This window comes from Tenacibaculum profundicola (genome assembly GCF_057220795.1).
The window spans coordinates 2,327,759-2,345,633 of sequence record NZ_CM170137.1 but is presented as its reverse complement, the minus strand read 5'-3'; the positions used below and the strand labels follow the sequence as shown (position 1 = coordinate 2,345,633).

At 31.4% G+C, this 17,875-nt stretch carries 19 protein-coding genes; 17 read left to right on the top strand and 2 right to left on the bottom strand.

All coding sequences use genetic code 11. The features are described 5' to 3' along the window. Positions 1 to 29 precede the first annotated feature (29 nt). Positions 30 to 947 carry a S66 peptidase family protein gene (locus AC2TDS_RS10080; RefSeq protein WP_484735463.1) on the bottom strand — a complete coding sequence of 306 codons (918 nt, stop codon included), beginning with the start codon at positions 945 to 947 and terminating at the stop codon, positions 30 to 32. Between the two features lie 473 nt (positions 948 to 1,420). Here AC2TDS_RS10080 and metG point away from each other — a divergent pair, with 473 nt between their 5' ends. From metG to AC2TDS_RS10045, 7 genes are all read left to right on the top strand, one after another. Then, positions 1,421 to 3,484: a methionine--tRNA ligase gene (gene metG / locus AC2TDS_RS10075; protein ID WP_484735462.1), complete on the top strand. Its 2,064-nt coding sequence runs from the start codon at positions 1,421 to 1,423 to the stop codon at positions 3,482 to 3,484. Positions 3,485 to 3,559: 75 nt separating this feature from the next. Beyond that, a complete protein-coding gene (locus tag AC2TDS_RS10070) occupies positions 3,560 to 3,835 on the top strand; it encodes a hypothetical protein (protein ID WP_484735461.1) in 276 nt (91 codons plus the stop codon). A 78-nt stretch (positions 3,836 to 3,913) separates the two neighbouring features. Next, positions 3,914 to 4,816 carry a histone deacetylase family protein gene (locus tag AC2TDS_RS10065; protein WP_484735460.1) on the top strand — a complete coding sequence of 301 codons (903 nt, stop codon included), beginning with the start codon at positions 3,914 to 3,916 and terminating at the stop codon, positions 4,814 to 4,816. Between the two features lie 372 nt (positions 4,817 to 5,188). Next, positions 5,189 to 6,052 (top strand): DUF2911 domain-containing protein, encoded by an 864-nt coding sequence (locus AC2TDS_RS10060; protein ID WP_484735459.1) that lies wholly within the window; start codon positions 5,189 to 5,191, stop codon positions 6,050 to 6,052. 285 nt (positions 6,053 to 6,337) lie between these two features. Next, positions 6,338 to 8,461, top strand: a complete 2,124-nt coding sequence (locus AC2TDS_RS10055; protein ID WP_484735458.1) for a Tex family protein — start codon at positions 6,338 to 6,340, stop codon at positions 8,459 to 8,461. Between the two features lie 179 nt (positions 8,462 to 8,640). Further along, complete coding sequence (locus tag AC2TDS_RS10050) at positions 8,641 to 10,704, top strand: PAS domain S-box protein (RefSeq protein WP_484735457.1); 2,064 nt, start codon at positions 8,641 to 8,643, stop codon at positions 10,702 to 10,704. A gap of 385 nt (positions 10,705 to 11,089) precedes the next feature. After that, positions 11,090 to 11,950: a ThiF family adenylyltransferase gene (locus AC2TDS_RS10045; protein WP_484735456.1), complete on the top strand. Its 861-nt coding sequence runs from the start codon at positions 11,090 to 11,092 to the stop codon at positions 11,948 to 11,950. Here AC2TDS_RS10045 and AC2TDS_RS10040 read toward each other — a convergent pair. Continuing rightward, positions 11,947 to 12,705 carry a helix-turn-helix transcriptional regulator gene (locus tag AC2TDS_RS10040; RefSeq protein ID WP_484735455.1) on the bottom strand — a complete coding sequence of 253 codons (759 nt, stop codon included), beginning with the start codon at positions 12,703 to 12,705 and terminating at the stop codon, positions 11,947 to 11,949. The genes AC2TDS_RS10045 and AC2TDS_RS10040 overlap by 4 nt on opposite strands. A 114-nt stretch (positions 12,706 to 12,819) precedes the next feature. Here AC2TDS_RS10040 and AC2TDS_RS10035 point away from each other — a divergent pair, with 114 nt between their 5' ends. The 10 genes from AC2TDS_RS10035 (at position 12,820) to AC2TDS_RS09990 (ending at position 17,797) form a co-directional block, all read left to right on the top strand. After that, the gene (locus AC2TDS_RS10035) at positions 12,820 to 13,425 is read left to right on the top strand and encodes a hypothetical protein (RefSeq protein ID WP_484735454.1); all 606 of its coding nucleotides are present in this window, start codon (positions 12,820 to 12,822) and stop codon (positions 13,423 to 13,425) included. A 118-nt stretch (positions 13,426 to 13,543) separates the two neighbouring features. Next, complete coding sequence (locus tag AC2TDS_RS10030) at positions 13,544 to 15,925, top strand: TonB-dependent receptor (RefSeq protein ID WP_484735453.1); 2,382 nt, start codon at positions 13,544 to 13,546, stop codon at positions 15,923 to 15,925. A gap of 98 nt (positions 15,926 to 16,023) precedes the next feature. After that, positions 16,024 to 16,179, top strand: a complete 156-nt coding sequence (locus AC2TDS_RS10025) for a hypothetical protein (RefSeq protein WP_484735452.1) — start codon at positions 16,024 to 16,026, stop codon at positions 16,177 to 16,179. A gap of 152 nt (positions 16,180 to 16,331) precedes the next feature. Next, a complete protein-coding gene (locus AC2TDS_RS10020) occupies positions 16,332 to 16,481 on the top strand; it encodes a hypothetical protein (protein ID WP_484735451.1) in 150 nt (49 codons plus the stop codon). A gap of 78 nt (positions 16,482 to 16,559) precedes the next feature. Beyond that, entirely contained in the window at positions 16,560 to 16,721 is a 162-nt protein-coding gene (locus AC2TDS_RS10015) for a hypothetical protein (RefSeq protein ID WP_484735450.1), read from the top strand. A gap of 91 nt (positions 16,722 to 16,812) precedes the next feature. Beyond that, complete coding sequence (locus AC2TDS_RS10010) at positions 16,813 to 16,968, top strand: hypothetical protein (RefSeq protein ID WP_484735449.1); 156 nt, start codon at positions 16,813 to 16,815, stop codon at positions 16,966 to 16,968. A gap of 100 nt (positions 16,969 to 17,068) precedes the next feature. Continuing rightward, positions 17,069 to 17,227 carry a hypothetical protein gene (locus AC2TDS_RS10005; RefSeq protein ID WP_484735448.1) on the top strand — a complete coding sequence of 53 codons (159 nt, stop codon included), beginning with the start codon at positions 17,069 to 17,071 and terminating at the stop codon, positions 17,225 to 17,227. 5 nt (positions 17,228 to 17,232) lie between these two features. Continuing rightward, positions 17,233 to 17,388: a hypothetical protein gene (locus AC2TDS_RS10000; RefSeq protein ID WP_484735447.1), complete on the top strand. Its 156-nt coding sequence runs from the start codon at positions 17,233 to 17,235 to the stop codon at positions 17,386 to 17,388. 32 nt (positions 17,389 to 17,420) lie between these two features. Then, positions 17,421 to 17,579: a hypothetical protein gene (locus AC2TDS_RS09995; protein ID WP_484735446.1), complete on the top strand. Its 159-nt coding sequence runs from the start codon at positions 17,421 to 17,423 to the stop codon at positions 17,577 to 17,579. A gap of 32 nt (positions 17,580 to 17,611) precedes the next feature. Next, a complete protein-coding gene (locus tag AC2TDS_RS09990; protein ID WP_484735445.1) occupies positions 17,612 to 17,797 on the top strand; it encodes a hypothetical protein in 186 nt (61 codons plus the stop codon). The last annotated feature ends 78 nt before the right edge of the window (positions 17,798 to 17,875 follow it).

The window sequence follows — 17,875 nt, the reverse complement described above, 5'->3', positions numbered from 1 at the left end:
AGAGTTATTTTTATAAACTTAGGATCGTATTACTCATTAAATGATAGCGTCGATTGCTGTTCTTTAATTTCTAATTTCACTTTTCTTCCCATAATTAACGCTCTGTTATCTGATTCGTGACCTGCTGGAAAATCAAACATGATTGGAATTTCCTTTGGAACTACATCTAGAATCAACTGCTCAATAGAATTTCCCCAAGGGGTCGTATTCTTTTTTATTTTTGTCATATCACCCACAACAATTCCTTTAACTTTTGTGAAGTAACCAGCCCTTTTTAAACTTTGAAGCATGCGATCTACTGCATATTTGTACTCTCCTATTTCTTCAATAAATAATACTTTCCCTTCTGTAGAAATTTGACTATTTGACCCTAGCATTGACGCAAGTATAGCAATATTGCCTCCTACCAATTCACCCTCAATAGTTCCAATTCTATTTTTTTTAGAAGAAGTCATTGTATAGGATAATTTCTCGCCAAATAAGGACTTTTTGAAAGTAGCTATTGTTTCAGAAATATCCTCGGATTTATCTTGCAAGCTAGTTCCCATCATTGCATGTAGTGTTTCAATTCCTAGATTGTGAACATGATTGTGAAATGCAGTAATGTCGGAATATCCGATAATCCATTTAGGGTGTTCTTTAAATTTTGAAAAATTCAATGAATCTAAAATTCTTACAGAACCATAGCCTCCTCGCGCGCACCAAATCGCTTTTATCGAAGGGGTATCTAACGCATCTTGAAAATCCTGACGACGTTCATCATCTGTTCCAGCAAAATGATAATTCTGACTGAACAGATGCTTGCCATACACTACTGTTAATCCCCAGCTTTCTGCTAAATCTTTTGCCCTATTAATTACCTGTGCTCTATTCTTTAAAATTCCGGCTGGTGCTACTAAAGCAATCGTGTCCCCTTTTTTTAAATAGGGAGGCGTTATTAATTTCATGGGGTTATTTTGAGCATTGACAATTGAAAAAATAAAAACGAAAACAAAAAAATAATATTCCTTTCTCATTCTAATAATGTTTTAGATACTAAAAGTACGCTATTCTATACATAGGTTATCTAAATTGCAGTAGTGATGTTTACGTAATAGTTCTTTTACAACTGTGTTTAGTTTTAAGCTGTCATTTAATTTACCGAAAGAATCTTTCAATTCTCAAAAAAACAAACACTAAGCAATAACTTTACTATCTAGCGTTATATACTACTCTAAAAATATTAGTTGTTTAATGGAGCACTTAAATACCGCTCCGCTTAACATTTTTATCATCAAAAATTATCGACCTGATCTTTTGTAGCCAGTGTATTCTTGACGCAATAACAAATAACGTATATATATGTAAATGTATTTATTTTCTATCAGTATAAAAAATTGCTTTTTCGTACTTTTGCGCTTTAATTTTTAGCGTAACATACATGAACACACCAAAAAGATATACAATTACAGCCGCATTACCTTATACCAACGGGCCAATACATATTGGTCATTTAGCCGGCGTATATGTTCCTGGAGATATTTACGCACGTTTTTTGCGTGCCACCGATAAGGATGTAGCCTATATTTGTGGCTCTGATGAACATGGTGTTGCGATACCAATGCGCGCTAAAAAAGAAGGTGTTTCTCCTCAAGATATTATTGATAAATATCACGGTATCATAAAGCAATCATTTGACGATTTTGGAATTTCGTTTGATAACTATTCTCGTACCTCAGCGGAGATACATCATCAAACGGCTTCTGAGTTCTTTAAAAAACTCTATACTGATGGTGAATTTATTGAAGAAGTAACAGAGCAATTATACGACGAACAGGCAAATCAATACTTAGCCGATCGTTTTGTGGTTGGTACCTGCCCTAAATGTGGAAATGAAGAGAGTTATGGTGACCAATGTGAAAAATGTGGAACCAGTCATAATGCTACGGATTTAATCAATCCAAAATCGGCAATTACGGGAAATGCTCCTTCTCTAAAAGAAACAAAACACTGGTTCTTACCTCTTGACAAGCATGAAGCTTTTTTAAAAGAATGGATTTTAGAAGGCCATAAAAATGACTGGAAACCTAATGTGTTAGGGCAAGTAAAATCATGGATTGACGATGGTTTACGCCCTCGTGCAGTAACTCGTGATTTAGATTGGGGAATTCCTGTTCCGGTTGAAGGTGCTGAAGGAAAGGTATTGTATGTATGGTTTGATGCCCCTATCGGATATATTTCTTCTACCAAAGAATGGGCTGAAAGAGAAGGTAAAAACTGGGAAGATTATTGGAAAAAAGAGGATACTAAATTAGTACACTTTATAGGTAAAGACAATATTGTTTTTCACTGTATTATTTTCCCTGCTATGTTAAAAGCTCACGGAAATTATATTTTACCAGAAAATGTACCCGCAAACGAGTTTTTAAATTTAGAAGGAAACAAATTATCTACGTCTAAAAACTGGGCAGTATGGTTACATGAATATTTAGAGGATTTTCCTGGACAACAAGATGTTTTAAGATATACCCTTACAGCCAATGCTCCTGAAAACAAAGACAACGATTTTACTTGGAAAGACTTTCAAGCAAAAAACAATAACGAACTGGTGGCGGTTTTCGGAAACTTTATAAACCGTGTTGTTGTTTTAACCAATAAATATTATGCAGGAGTTATTCCTGCTCCAAATGACTTTAGTGAAGTTGATGAAGATACGTTAGCTCAGTTGAAAGAGTTTCCTAATACCATAGCGAAGTCTATTGAGCGATACCGTTTTAGAGAAGCTTCTCAAGAGATGATGAATTTGGCACGTTTAGGAAACAAATATTTAGCAGATGAAGAGCCTTGGAAGGTGATTAAACAGGATGAAGAGCGTGTTAAAACTATTATGTACGTGGCATTGCAAATCGCCGCAGGGTTGGCTGTTTTATCAGAGCCTTTTTTACCATTTACTTCAAAGAAGCTCAAAAACATGTTAAATATTGGGGTGGAAGGCGCAGCAAACCATTGGAATGATGTTTCGGAAAAAGAGGTGCTCTTAGCCGCGAATCATCAAATTAATAAAGGTGAATTATTATTCGCCAAGATAGAAGACAAAACAATTCAAGTACAATTGGATAAATTAGAAGCTACTAAAAAAGCAAATGAAGCCGCTAACAAACAAGTAGAACCTCAAAAAGAAACCATTGAATTCGATGATTTTACCAAAATGGATATTCGTGTTGGCACCATCATAGAAGCGGAGAAAGTTGCTAAAACAAAAAAGTTGTTAAAACTTACCGTTGATGTAGGTATTGATACTCGTACTATTGTTTCGGGTATTGCCGAAAGCTTTAAACCAGCCGATATTGTTGGGCAGCAAGTTACAGTGCTTTGTAATTTAGCTCCTCGTAAATTGCGTGGTGTTGAAAGTCAAGGAATGATTTTAATGACCGATACACCTGATGGTAAACTAGCTTTTGTACAGCCTTCTAAAAAAGCAAATAACGGTGAGTTTATTGCGTAATAAATGCAACAAAATTATACTTTTATTATATTTACAACCTCACAATTTTTGTGAGGTTTTTTAATGAAGTGTATTATGAAAAAAATGCGTATTCTCAAGCTATGTATCAGACTCATTTGCTCTACCTTGTTTTGTCAAGAAAGAAAAGTAAATAGTACCTATCATAGTACTATTGGCGATTATATAAAGCAGAAAGCTGGAATGCTCATCGCTTCATTGGGTAGGGCTATTTATGCTAATACTATGTTATTTGCTTATAATTCTATGGAAAGGACAAAACCTGCAAAAATTGAATGTATTTTGGGTCAAAAATTCAAGCATGTTAAAGGAAAAATACAAGAGAATCTTTAGTTAGATATAAAATTATAGGGGTGAATATGACGTTTATACCAACAATTACTATTTAAAAAAGTATACAGACTAACAAACATGTTAAAAATAGCTTACCACGAAATATACAATCATCCATTACCAGAGAAACACCGGTTTCCAATGATCAAATATGATTTATTACCGCAACAATTACTTTTTGAAGGAACCTGTGTTAGAGCAAATTTTTTTACTCCTGAAATCCCTAACAATAAGCACTTTTTTACCGTTCATACACCAGCGTATTTTTTTGATTTATTAAATATTACACTTTCAAAAAAAGAAGAACGGCGTATTGGTTTTCCTCTTACAGAACAGCTTATTGCTAGAGAGATGGTTATTGCTGACGGAACCATGAAAGCCGCAGAATATGCTTTGAAAAATGGTATCGCCATGAATATTGCCGGAGGAACCCACCACGCTTTTTCTGATAGAGGGGAAGGGTTTTGTTTATTAAACGATCAAGCCATTGCTGCACGGTATTTGCAACAGAATAAGCTCGCTAACAAAATTCTAATTATTGATCTTGATGTACATCAAGGAAATGGTACCGCAGAAATTTTTCACGGAGACAATACTGTTTTTACGTTTTCAATACATGCAAAAACCAACTATCCTTTTCATAAGGAGCAATCGGACCTTGACATTCCTTTAGAAGATGGAACTGCAGATCAGGAATACTTAGCGGTTTTAAAAAAAACATTGCCGAAACTTATTCATGAACAGCAACCTGACTTTATTTTTTACCAATGCGGTGTTGATATATTGGCAAGCGATAAATTAGGGAAACTCAATATTTCTTTAAAAGGCTGCCAAGAGCGTGATCACTTTGTATTAGAAACATGCTTTGATCATAAAATTCCATTGGTTTGCTGTATGGGTGGTGGATATTCAGATGAGATTAAAACTATTGTAAAAGCTCATACCAATACCTTTCGTTTAGCTCAAGAACTCTATTTCTAAATATGACCAACCATAGGAAACGAACAGCCCAACTTTTGCGTTTAGGTCTTATAAAGTAGTTAATGTTTTATTAAATTCTAGTTTTAGTGCCAACTTCTCCGTATTATTGTGTGTCCTGATTATTAGTTAGTTATATCAATTCATAAAAGACAGATGGTATACTCACTAACCACGCTAAGTATTGTCGTTACGAACCCTTTAAAAACATATTGAATCTCAAATCAGGATACGCGGTATACGCGTCCTTTAGCTTTTATTTTACCAATTTAAGTTATAGGTTACTCATTCTTGATTACTACATATCTTTTTCGTTAAAAACGAACGAGGTATACCTGTTAGCGAGTTTTAAAATAACATAACACCTATAATATTATGAAATCAATTTTTAAAATATGGATAATAACCGTTTTTATTGTCTTACAATCTTCCGCACAGGAGACTAATTTTACTGAGGTTCAACTTCCATTTCCTAGTCCCTATGCAACTCTAAAACAGAGTGTCGGATTCACTCAATTTACTGTAAAATATTGCCGCCCCAATAAAAAGGGAAGGGTTATATTTGGCGATTTAGTTCCTTACAATGCACTTTGGAGAACAGGAGCCAACGAAAGCACTACCATCACTTCTAGCACTTCTTTTACGATTGCTAACAAAGAAATTAAAGCAGGTACCTACGCTATTTTTACAATTCCGAAGAAGGATCACTGGGAAATTATCTTATATGCTGAAACTGGTTTTGGAATCCCTGAAAAGTGGGACGAATCCAAGGTTGTTTTAAAGACAACCCAAGGCATTCAGAAAACAACTGAAACCATAGAATCGTTTCTCATTAGCTTTTCAAACCTTACCAACAATGGTGCTAGCTTAAATCTAGCATGGGAAAACACAAGGGTGTCTATTCCTATAGAACTACCTACCCAAGAAATCGCTTCTAGGAATATAAGGTCATTTTTATCTCCAGATGAACTTAATTATCGAAAAATTGCTCACTATTTAGTCAATGAAGGAATTGAATTAGAAAAGGCGATAGAAGTGAGCGATAAAATTATTGAATTGAACAAAGAGCATATTTCTGGAGTATGGGGGTATCACTTTAAAGCCATTGCCTACCGTAAATTAAACAAGATGGAAGCCTGTAAAAAACAAATAGAAGGCGGTATAAAATATGTGAATTCCTTAAATATCTCTGATGGGTATAAAAAAGAAGTTATAGGTATACTAAACAAGAACAAATAGAATATATAAAATGTACTTTTTCCCTTTCTATTTCAATAGAAAAAGAAATCATCATTTTCTTTTACAGTAAACTCAAACAATAACTGGTATGGTTTTTCCGGTTTAGGATAGTTGTATTCTATATACAACGAAGTGTTTGATTTTTAATTTCCAATGCATAATTTGGGTCAAATAGCAATAAACAAGTTAAAAAATAATTTAAGGGTACTTATTAAGTAAAAACATTCATTTACTATATTAGCAACCTCACAAAAAGTGAGATTTCTTTATTTCAAAAGTCACTTTATGCAACTGATCAATTATATAATTTCTCGAACACAGATTTCTGAAAAATCCATTCAGAATACTATTGAATTATTACAAGAGGATTGTACCATTCCTTTTATAGCTCGTTATAGAAAAGAAAAAACCGGGAATTTAGATGAAGTTGAAATCGGACAAATAGTTCAATTAAAAGAACTATTTGACACCCTTGAAAAAAGAAAAAAAGCAATTCTAAAAGTTATAGAAGAACAAGGTGCTTTAACTAATGAATTAAAGGTGAAAATTGAAAAAGCAGAAGATCTTATTACTATAGAAGATCTTTATCTTCCCTATAAGAAAAAACGTAAAACGAAAGCAGAAACTGCCAGAACTAATGGTTTAGAACCCCTAGCAAAAATCATCATGAGTCAACGTAATGATGATTTAGAATATATTGCAGAAAAATACATCAGTAATACCATTGATTCTGTTGAGAAAGCTTTAGAAGGGGCTCGTCATATAATTGCCGAATGGATAAACGAACGTAGTGATATTCGAAACATGATACGACGTGAACTGGAACGTTTTTCTGCCATTAACACCAAGGTGATTAAGACCAAAAAAGACGAAGAAAAGGCTCAAAAGTATAAAGATTATTTTGACTGGTCTGAAAACCTAAAGCGCATTCCTTCACATCGAATTCTGGCTATTTTACGAGCAGAAAAAGAAGAATTTATACGTGTTAAAATTACCATTGATGATGCTGCTATTTTGGAAAAAATAGACAACAAAATCATTAGATCGAATAATGAATCAGGCGCAGAAATACAACTGGCTATTGATGATGCTTATAAGCGCTTGCTACTTCCTTCACTAACTACCGAAGCATTGAATTTGGCAAAAGAGAAGGCAGATGAAGCTGCTATTAAAGTTTTTGCTAAAAACTTGCAACAACTTTTATTAGGATCACCTTTGGGCGAAAAACGCATTTTAGCCATTGACCCAGGATTTAGAACGGGTTGTAAAGTGGTTTGTTTAAATGAACAAGGAGCCTTATTACATAACGAGGCTATTTTTCCTCATGCTCCACAAAATAGAACTCAAGAAGCAACCTATACTATTGAACATTTGGTAAAAACGCACCATATTGAGGCCATTGCCATTGGTAATGGAACTGCTTCAAGAGAAACGGAGCAATTGGTAAAAAAGATTTCCTTTAGCACCCCGGTAGAAATATTTGTGGTTAGTGAAGCTGGAGCTTCCATATATTCAGCTTCAAAAATTGCACGTGACGAATTCCCTAATCATGATGTTACTGTTCGTGGTGCCGTCTCAATAGGTCGTAGATTAACTGACCCTTTGGCGGAGTTAGTGAAAATTGATGCTAAATCTATAGGCGTTGGACAATACCAGCACGATGTAGATCAATCAAAATTAAAAAAATCGCTAGATACAGTGGTAGCGCACTGTGTTAATAAAGTAGGTGTAAACATAAACACTGCTAGTGCTTCATTACTAAGTTATGTTTCAGGTATTGGGCCAAAGTTAGCAGAAAATATTGTGACTTACAGAAATGAAAACGGTGCATTTACCAATAGAACTGGTATTAAAAAAGTTCCACGTTTAGGAGGAAAAGCTTTTGAACAATCAGCAGGTTTTTTACGTATAAAAAACGGAACAAACCCTTTAGACGATTCGGCAGTACATCCTGAACGTTATACTTTGGTGAAACAAATTGCAAAAGATTTAGGCAAAAAAGTAGATGATTTAATAGGAAACTCTTCTGTATTAAAACAAATTAAGCTTCAACAATATGTTACTGATTCTTATGGCTTACCTACCTTGCAAGACATTGTAAAAGAACTAGAAAAGCCTGGTTTAGACCCCCGATCAAAGGCAAAAGCTTTTAGTTTTAATGAATATATTAAAACTATTGATGATGTTAAAATAGGTATGGTATTGCCTGGCATTGTAAATAACATTACTAATTTTGGTTGCTTTGTAGATATCGGTATTAAAGAAAGTGGCTTAGTTCATGTATCTAATTTAAGTAATACCTATATTCAAGATGTAAATGAGCATGTACGTTTACAACAACATGTACAGGTAAAAGTAATAGAGGTTGATGCAGCTAGAAAACGTATTCAGCTAAGCATGAATTTTTAATTCATCGAAACATACATTCTTTTTATCGAGTCTTTTGTTTATTTCACCTATAAAGTTTAATGGACTTTGTGCATTTTATTTACCTTTCTTAACGAAAGGAAACTAATAGACCTGCTTCGATGCAAAATTTTACTCATAGTATATTATCATTTAGAAGGAGCTATCTAAAAAGGGGAATCATGAATAAAACTGGCGACAAAATTCTCGATACATCTCTTTCGAGAAATCAATTGACTTCAAAAAAATTGAATACACTCTCAAAACAGAAATCAATAAACGTAATCACTAAAACCAACGAGTTTGACACCAAACAACCAAAAGTTAATAGCTTGTTTAAAACCATCATAGATCCATATATTGTAATGGACCTTTCAGGAAACGTTGTAAAAATGAATCAAGCTTCCATAGATTTTTTTGGTTTAGACAATACCATTACACAGTTCAATTTCATGAGCGTCTTGTATAAAAGTGATCTTTCCTATGCGCTAAAATCATTTAAAAACCTGGTAAAACTAGGAGTTTTCAAAAACTTTCAAATCCGTGTTTACAACAAGAGAAATACACTAAAATGGGTGGATATAAACTGTAATATTGTATATGATGTTGATGGGAAACCTGCTTTTGCTCAAGGAATCCTAAGAGACATCACACGGCAAAAAAAACAACAGCAATTATTTGAGGAGCAGCAAAACCAATTAAATGCAATTGTAGAACACTCTTCTTTAGGTATTATTTTAACAAAAAAAGGTAGAATTATTAAGAGTAATAGAGCGTTTCAGAATTTGCTAAACTATTCAGAAAAAGAGTTATTAGCCCTAACCATATTGGATATTTCTTGTAATGAAGATGCTCAAGAATCGTATCAACTCATGGAACAACTTGATCATGGTAAATTAGATCATTTTTCCCTTAACAAACGATATCTAACAAAACAAGGGAGAATTATTTGGGCCAAGACTAATGTTTCCGTAGTAAGCACGAACAACAAGAATGAACATTATCAGGTAGCCGTTATTGAAGATGTCACAGAAGATCTACAAAATCAATCAATGCTGAAAGCATTGAATAGTTTGATGTCTTCTATTCTCGGAAAAACAAATATCTATGAAATAGCATGGGAAATTACAACCAATACTACCAAATTATTAAGGTTTGAAGATTGCGTTATTTATTTGGTAAATTATAAAACCGGGAAATTAATACAGATTGCAGCTTATGGAGATAAAATAAGTTCAGAGAAAACTATAAAAAACATACTAGAAATACCAATAGGAAAAGGTATTGTAGGGCATGTGGCGAAGACTGGTAAATCGGAAATTGTTAACGATACATCAAAAGACAAACGATATATTGTAGATGACAAAATACGATACTCTGAAATTACCGTACCCATTATTTCCGATAATGAAATTATAGGGGTCATTGATTCAGAGCATTCAAGTAAAAACTATTTCACCAGTTACCATTTAAAAACATTAGAAACCATTGCAAATCTCGTAGCTACACAACTAAAAAATGCGCTTAATTTAGAGCTCCGTATGGAAGTAGATAAAAAAAATAAAGTGCTCTTAAAAAATTTAACACAGAGTAATAAAGAACTCAAAGATTTTGCCCATATCGTATCACATGATCTAAAATCACCTTTGAGAAGCATGAATGCTTTGGTTAATTGGATACAAGAAGAAACCGACAAAAGTCCCAATACAACTATTGTTGAAAACACTCGGTTATTACTGAAGAAAATTGATAAAATGGACCACCTTATTAATGGTATTTTAAAGTATGCCAGTATCGATCAAGTTGATTCTATTAAACGAAAAATAAACCTCAATCACTTGGTAAAAGACCTAATAGATACTATTTACATTCCAAAGCACATTTCAATTAATGTACTCAATAAATTACCTAAATTAAATGTTGATAAATTTAGATTGCATCAATTGTTTCAAAATCTATTGAGTAATGCCATTAAATATAGTAATCCACGAAAAGGAATCATCAATATTAGATGTCTTGAAAAAAATAAATACTGGGAGTTTAGCATTGAAGATAACGGTATTGGTATTTCCGAAAAATACCACAAAAAAATATTTGAAATTTTCCAGACCCTAGAGAATAACAAAAATTCTACAGGAGTTGGTTTATCGATTGTCAAAAAAATACTTGATCTTTACAAAGGGAAAATATGGCTTAACTCTGAGTTACACAAAGGAACTACTTTTTATTTTACCTTACCCAAATAATAATCCGTACTCAATAAAGCTTTAAAATTCCCAACTACAAAAATTCACTTGGTTGATAGAGAAAAAACCTTAGTAGCACCAAGCCTAACTGTAAACAACTTCAATTACCCCGCTAGGTAAATTGTAAACAGTATTAAAAACATCAAATATGACATTTCAAATGATATAATTTATTAGGTTTAGTTAATTTATCACTCTTAAACACTAATGATAGATCATATTAAAGCGGTTTGTTATGTGAAAAACGCAAGTCATCTACTCCAGTAAATCATTTTTATACAAAATTCATTCTATTATAAGATAGACTAAATACTGAATATGGCAAGAAGTTAACTAATAATAGACATGTTTTTATGCACGACTTTCTTAATCAATTTTACAATGAATGGGAAGGAGGAAAAAATATTTAATTAGATTCATCATCATAAAACTACACATTTGGGTAAAGGATGACAACCAATTACCTCCTATTTTTGTTGTAAATCTTATTATAATGGATGCAAGATATAGTAGAAATAGAATATACTTAACTAAAGAAGAACAAGAGGTAATTAAAAACTATCCAATAATCTTAGGGGGTTCTGGAATAGGAAGTGTAATCGCAGAGTGTGCTTTACGTTTAGGTTTTGAAAATATAACAATTATTGATGGCGATCAAGTGGAGATTTCAAATCTAAATAGGCAAAATTACACAGAAGATGATATCTCGACAGATAAGGTTAGTGCAATAAAGAAAAGGTTACTTTCTATTAATAAAAAAGCAAAAATAACTATACATCATTGTTTTTTAACTAAAGAGAATGTAGAAGGCTATATTAATGATCATAAAATTGCTATCAATGCTTTAGATTTCACTTCTGAAGTTCCATTGCTTTTTGATGAAGTTTGCCAAAGAAAAAATATTCCTGTTTTACATCCTTATAATTTAGGTTGGGGAGGCTTAGTGACAGTAATGGAACCTAAAGGATTATCATTACATTCGATTGAACAACCTAATGAAAAATTTAATGAAGTTAAAATGGTAAAATATGCATCTAGTTATTTGAAGTTTTGGAAAACTCCTCACGATTGGATTGATGAGGCTGTGGAAAAATACATAAAAGAAAAAGAAATTTCACCACCACAATTATCTATAGCATCTTGGGCGGTAGCTGCCATGAGTACGCATTTGCTATTTAATATTGCAACAAATAAAAAAATAAAAATTTTCCCTGAATTTTATTTATCTACAATTATGAATGATTAAATTAATTTGTTGTTTGTAGCGTAAGTAATGGCTTCCGAAATATTTGCCACACCTAATTTTTCAAACAGTTTTTTTCTGTGAAATTTTACTGTGTCTGGAGACACAAATATTGCTTCTGCTATTTCAGTTATAGTATAGCCTCTAGTTGAGTGATTTAGAATTTCTTTTTCTCTATTAGTTAATTTTAAAGCTTCGGTTTCTTTCCAAAAGTCACCATCTAAATCGTAATCAAATACTTTATTGTTTTTTTTATTTGTTACTCTAATATTACCCGATTTAGTTTCAGAAGAGAGAGAAATAATAGCAATAGCTTTCCATAATTTTCCTTCTGCTGTTAAAAATAAAGGTGTCATTTTGTGATTAATTAAAGTCTTCTCCCCTTTTTTATTAATTAAATGAAAATCATATGATATTGTATAATCTTTCCGTTCTTCAACAGGTACCCTCTCATAATACTCAAAACCTATAGTATTAATTTTCAAAAGAAGCTGTAAATCTTGTTCTGTTACATGTTTAAAATAGAACGCATATCCCATTTTTTTCACCTCTTCAGCAGTATTACCACATAAGAATAAAGGGTTGTCAGAAACATAATCAAAACCCTTTTTTTTATAATCAATTACATAAAGACTCTTATAAGTAGTCCTAGCAAAAGCATCAATTGATTCTAAATAATTCACAGCTTGTTTTTGATCCTCTTCAGAAACATTATCAATTCTGTTTATAAGCGAAAAAAAATCATCTATTTCTATCATAACAAAAGTTTTTATTACAAAGATAGTTTTTTTTGTAAATAATTCATAACTAAACTTTTGTGTAGTTCAATTGGTGATTTATCTAAATAGATTTGAGTGCTAAAATAAAATGCTATGATACTTGAAAAAAATTACTTAGAAATACTTCCAAAAAATCAATTGATAAATTTAGCAGAATTTGTCGTTACAGAAAACTTTAAACATCATTCAAATAATAAACTACCTAAGAATTATAAAAATGACGTCAATTCAATTTATAAAGAAGAATTAGGTTTTTATGAAAATTCTGAGGTTTTTACTACTAAAGATGAAACAGGGGGTATTTTAGGTGCTATTCGTGTTTTAAAATGGAATTATACTGATGTATTACCTCTTCAGAATGTTTTTGGAATAAACCCATTGTTAGGACTTAGCCAAACAAATATAAATAACATCTATCATATAGGACGATTTGCAGTAAAAAAAGATGTGCGTGACATTAATTTATTTAAAAAATTATTGGCGTGTGTTGCCAAACTTATATGCAATCACGCTGAAAATGTTGCTTTTGCTGAATGCGATAGTAAGCTATTAAGAATACTAAAGCTATTAGGTGTTAAGACTATAGTAATAGGTGAGCCAGTTAACTATTTAGGTTCTGAAACGATACCAATTGCAATGACGTATGACGGAATAATAGACTTCTTTAATAAGAATAAACATTTAGTAAAAATATTTTAGCAGAATCTTTTACACTACCCCAAGGTTTAGTTTTGAATACTTTAGCAAACAACTACTCTTTAGTGTAGCAATGAATTGAGTTAATCATATTAGCTTTGAAGAACAAATAATATCAATTATGAATAGAATAATCATCTTAACGCTTTTATTATTAACGAATACTTTAATTCATAGTCAAACTTATCGTGGAATTGTTATGGGTGTTCAAAACAAACCTATTGCTTTTGCAAATGTAATAGCTTTAAATAATGGTAAATTAATTACTGGAACTATAACTAATGAAGAAGGTAAATTTGAGATTCTAATTAATTCAAATAAATCTTTTATGGTTATAATCAGTTTTATTGGCTATCAAGATTGGAAAAAAGAAATTGTAAAAATTAAAAATACTGATTTAGGTACAATTATTTTAACAGAGAACAAAAATGAATTAGAAGAAGTTGTAATAACTGCAAAGAAACCAACTATTAAAAGAAAAGTAGATCGATTAATTTTTAATATTGAAAATAGTATTGTTTCTTCTGGAGGTGATGCGATTGATGTTTTACAAAAAACACCTGGTGTACGTGTTGATGGTAGTAGCATAGGGTTAATAGGTAAAAGTTCTGTAAGAATTTTAATTAATGACCGCCTCTCACCGTTATCTGGAGAAGACCTTGCTAGTTACTTACGCACATTAAGTTCTGATGACATTGCTAAAATCGAGGTGATTACAAATCCACCATCAAAATATGAAGCAGAAGGAAATAGTGGTTTAATTAATATCGTGTTAAAAAAGGTTAAAAGAGATTATTTTGGAGGAAATATTCGTTCAACATATAGGCAAGCAACATATTCAAGTGGATTTTTAGGTAGCGGTGTAACTTATCAGAAAAATAAACTGTCTTTATTTGCTAATGTTAATAGCGGAGATGGGTCTGTTGAATTAAATGAAACAAATAAAATCTTTTATCCAATGCAATCTTGGGATGCTGATACAAAGATTAGATATTTTACAAAATTTATTTCTGGAAGAGTAGGGATTGATTATAACATAACAAACAAAACTTCTATTGGGATTCAGTACATTGGCGCAACTAGTAGACCAGATAATAAAGAGCGAACAGTAACCAATATATTTAACAATTCAAATTCAATAGATTCTTTACTGCTTACAAATGCAAATTCAGATGTAAAAACCTATTATCATTCTTTAAATGCTCATTTAAAAACTGAATTAGACACACTTGGTCGTTCAATAAATATTGATGTTGATTACTTTACTTATAACAACAATCAGAATAGAAATAATACTACTGAAACATTCCAGAATGGAAATTTAGTTGATAACTCTACGGATATTTTTAGAAACACTTCGAAACAAAATCCTATGTCATTTACAACGAGGGTTGATTTGGAGTGGCCTACTAAGTTTTCTAATATAGAATTTGGCGGAAAACTTTCATACATAAAAAACAATAGTGATGTCAGTGCATTTAATTTTATAGATAATGTGTTTGTTATTAATCCCGATCAATCTAATATTTTTCAGTATAAAGAAAATATTCAAGCTATTTATGCAAGTGCTAGTAAATCGTTAAAAAAATGGGATTTCAAATTAGGTTTTCGTTTCGAGTTTGCACAAACTGAAGGGAATTCAATTACGCTGAACCAAACAAATAAAAATAGGTATAATAAGCTATTCCCAACGGCTTACGTTACTTATAACCCCAATGATGATAACTCATTGTCATTAAGTTATGGTAAACGAATTAATAGACCAAGTTATAGAGATTTAAATCCTTTTAGATGGTATTCTAATCCGTTTTCTTATACTGAAGGAAACCCTTTTCTACAACCTTCTTTTGTAGATAATTTTGAGTTATCTCACACCTTTAAAAATAATTTGAACACATCTTTTTATGCCTCTATAACAGAAAATGGAAGTGACCAAATTACTTTAACAGATAATGACACCAATATACAAGCTACTGTAAGGAGGAATTTTTTAGAAGAATATGCTATTGGAATTTCGCAATCATACACTTTTAAAAAAGCAAAATCGTTAGAAACCTATTTACAATATGATTTTAATTATTCAAGAATAAAATCTACACTACCAAATACAATTACAGAGCAAGATGGTTTTAACTTTTATGGAGGAATTGATAATTCATTCACTTTTAATAAAGATAAAACATTCTTAGGAGAGCTCAATTTCTGGTATTCATCACCAGGTGTGAGTGGTGTGGATTATATCACAGAGAGTTATTCAGTAGATTTAGGTTTAAAATGGCTTTTTTTAGAAAAAGACTTACAAATAAAACTAGTGTTTTCTGATATTTTTAGAACAAGTCAAGGTGCTATTATAAGTGTAGTTAATGACATAAGACAGGAGTATAGGAATTACTATGATAATAGACAACTAATAATTTCTGCAACCTATAGATTTGGAAACAAAAAATTAAGAAGCAAAAGGAAACAATTTAGTAATGAAGAAGAAAGAAGAAGAGCAAATTAAACCCTAAACAACAGATATATCTACAGATCTAAATACAGTCCAAAAAAAAAATCAATGACTTAAAACTTTTGATTTGTAATAATTTAATACTTAATAAAATGAAATTAAAATCACTAAAAATATTTGAAGTAGTAAACAACGAAACTGTTAATGTAATTACTGGAGGAACAGCTAACGATTCAAGAAGGCAAGATAACCCTGACAGTAAAAAACACGATAGACCAAGAGATCCTGAAGAACCTGAACTTTTATAGTTCTAACATTTTAAAAATGAATTTATAAGTGTTGATTTACATAAAAGGCCATTAAGTAATGAAACATTTCTAAATATGCTTGCAAGCGCTCAGTCCATAAAAGGTAAATGACTTAAAACTTTTGAACTTATTAATAATTAAAATTTAATAAAATGAAATTACAATCATTAAAATCATTCGAAGTATTAAACAACGAAACAATTAACGTAATTGCAGGAGGTACTGCTAGAGATTCAAAGAAAAAAGATGTTACATCTACTAGTCAAGATTCAGCAAGTAATGACGACTTTGGTAAAAAGTAGTTAGACAGTTATGATAGAGAGAGTAATTCTTTATTCTCTCTTTATAAAAAATAAGTATAACTTTTAAAATATAACAAAATGAAATTACAATCATTAAACTCATTTGAATTGTTAAACGAAGAAACAATTCATGTAATTACTGGAGGAAGTGCAGCAGCTAAACCATCTAAGAAAAAAGATGTTACATCTGAAAAGCAAGACTCTGCAAGCAATGACCATTTTAATGCAGCATTAGCTTAGTAATAAAAAGAAATGATAGAGAGGATAATTCTATTGTTCTCTCTTCATTTACTTAATGATTAATATTTAATTTTATAAAAATGAAATAATTATGGAATTACAATCATTAAACTCATATGAATTGTTAAACAAGGAAACAGTTCGTGTAATTACAGGTGGTACGGCAAGAAAAGATACCAAAAAAGGTGATGTGACATCAACAAGTCAAGATTCAAAAACAGATGATGGAACACCTAAGTTAGCTTAGTTAACAATTAATAAGCTTAAAAAAGTGAAGGGTGTACTGGCCAAAGTAACAACCCTTTCACCTAAATGAAATAAAATCATTAACTACAAAAATAGAAATTATGAAATTAAAATCATTAAAGAATAATATAATTCTTAATAAACAAGAATTAAACTTTATTACAGGAGGGACTTCTGTAACGGTTTCTAAAAAGAATGATATAAGAACAGATAGTGATAGAACTGACGGAGGTGGATGTATACCTCCTCATAATCAATAAATACTATGAAACTTAAATCACTAAAAAACATAGAAACAATTAACAAGGAAGAGTTAGTATTTGTTAATGGAGGAACCAGTTTAAGTTATAACCATACGAGAGGTCATGACACTTTAAGAAATGATTCGCTTAGACAAGATGGAGGTGGTTCAGATGAATAAATTCAGCAATTTTAAATAATCACCTATTTATCATGGAATTAAAACAATTAATCTCTTTTGATATTTTGAATACTCAAGGCTTACATTTTGTTTTTGGAGGTAAATTTACAGCAGTAGATTCCGAAGGAAAAGATAGTGCAAAAAGAGATAGTAAAAGAGGCGATAGACCTGCTCAAACAGGTGCATTTTAAAAAGTAATTTTTACTAACATAAAAATAATATTATGAAATTAATACAATTAGATTCTTTTGAATCTTTAAACAGTCAAGAACTACAATTTGTTGTAGGCGGAGCATTTGCCGCAGTAGAAAGCGAGTGTTGGGAGGATTCTACCAGTAAGGATAGTTATAAAAAAGATACTGGTGGATGCAGTAAAAGAAGAGATAAGCCAGCTTTAGCAGCTTATTAATATTCTTTTAAATAACTAGAGAAGGTAATAAAAACACCTTTTATTACCTTTTTCTTACTAAAACCAAATATTATGAAA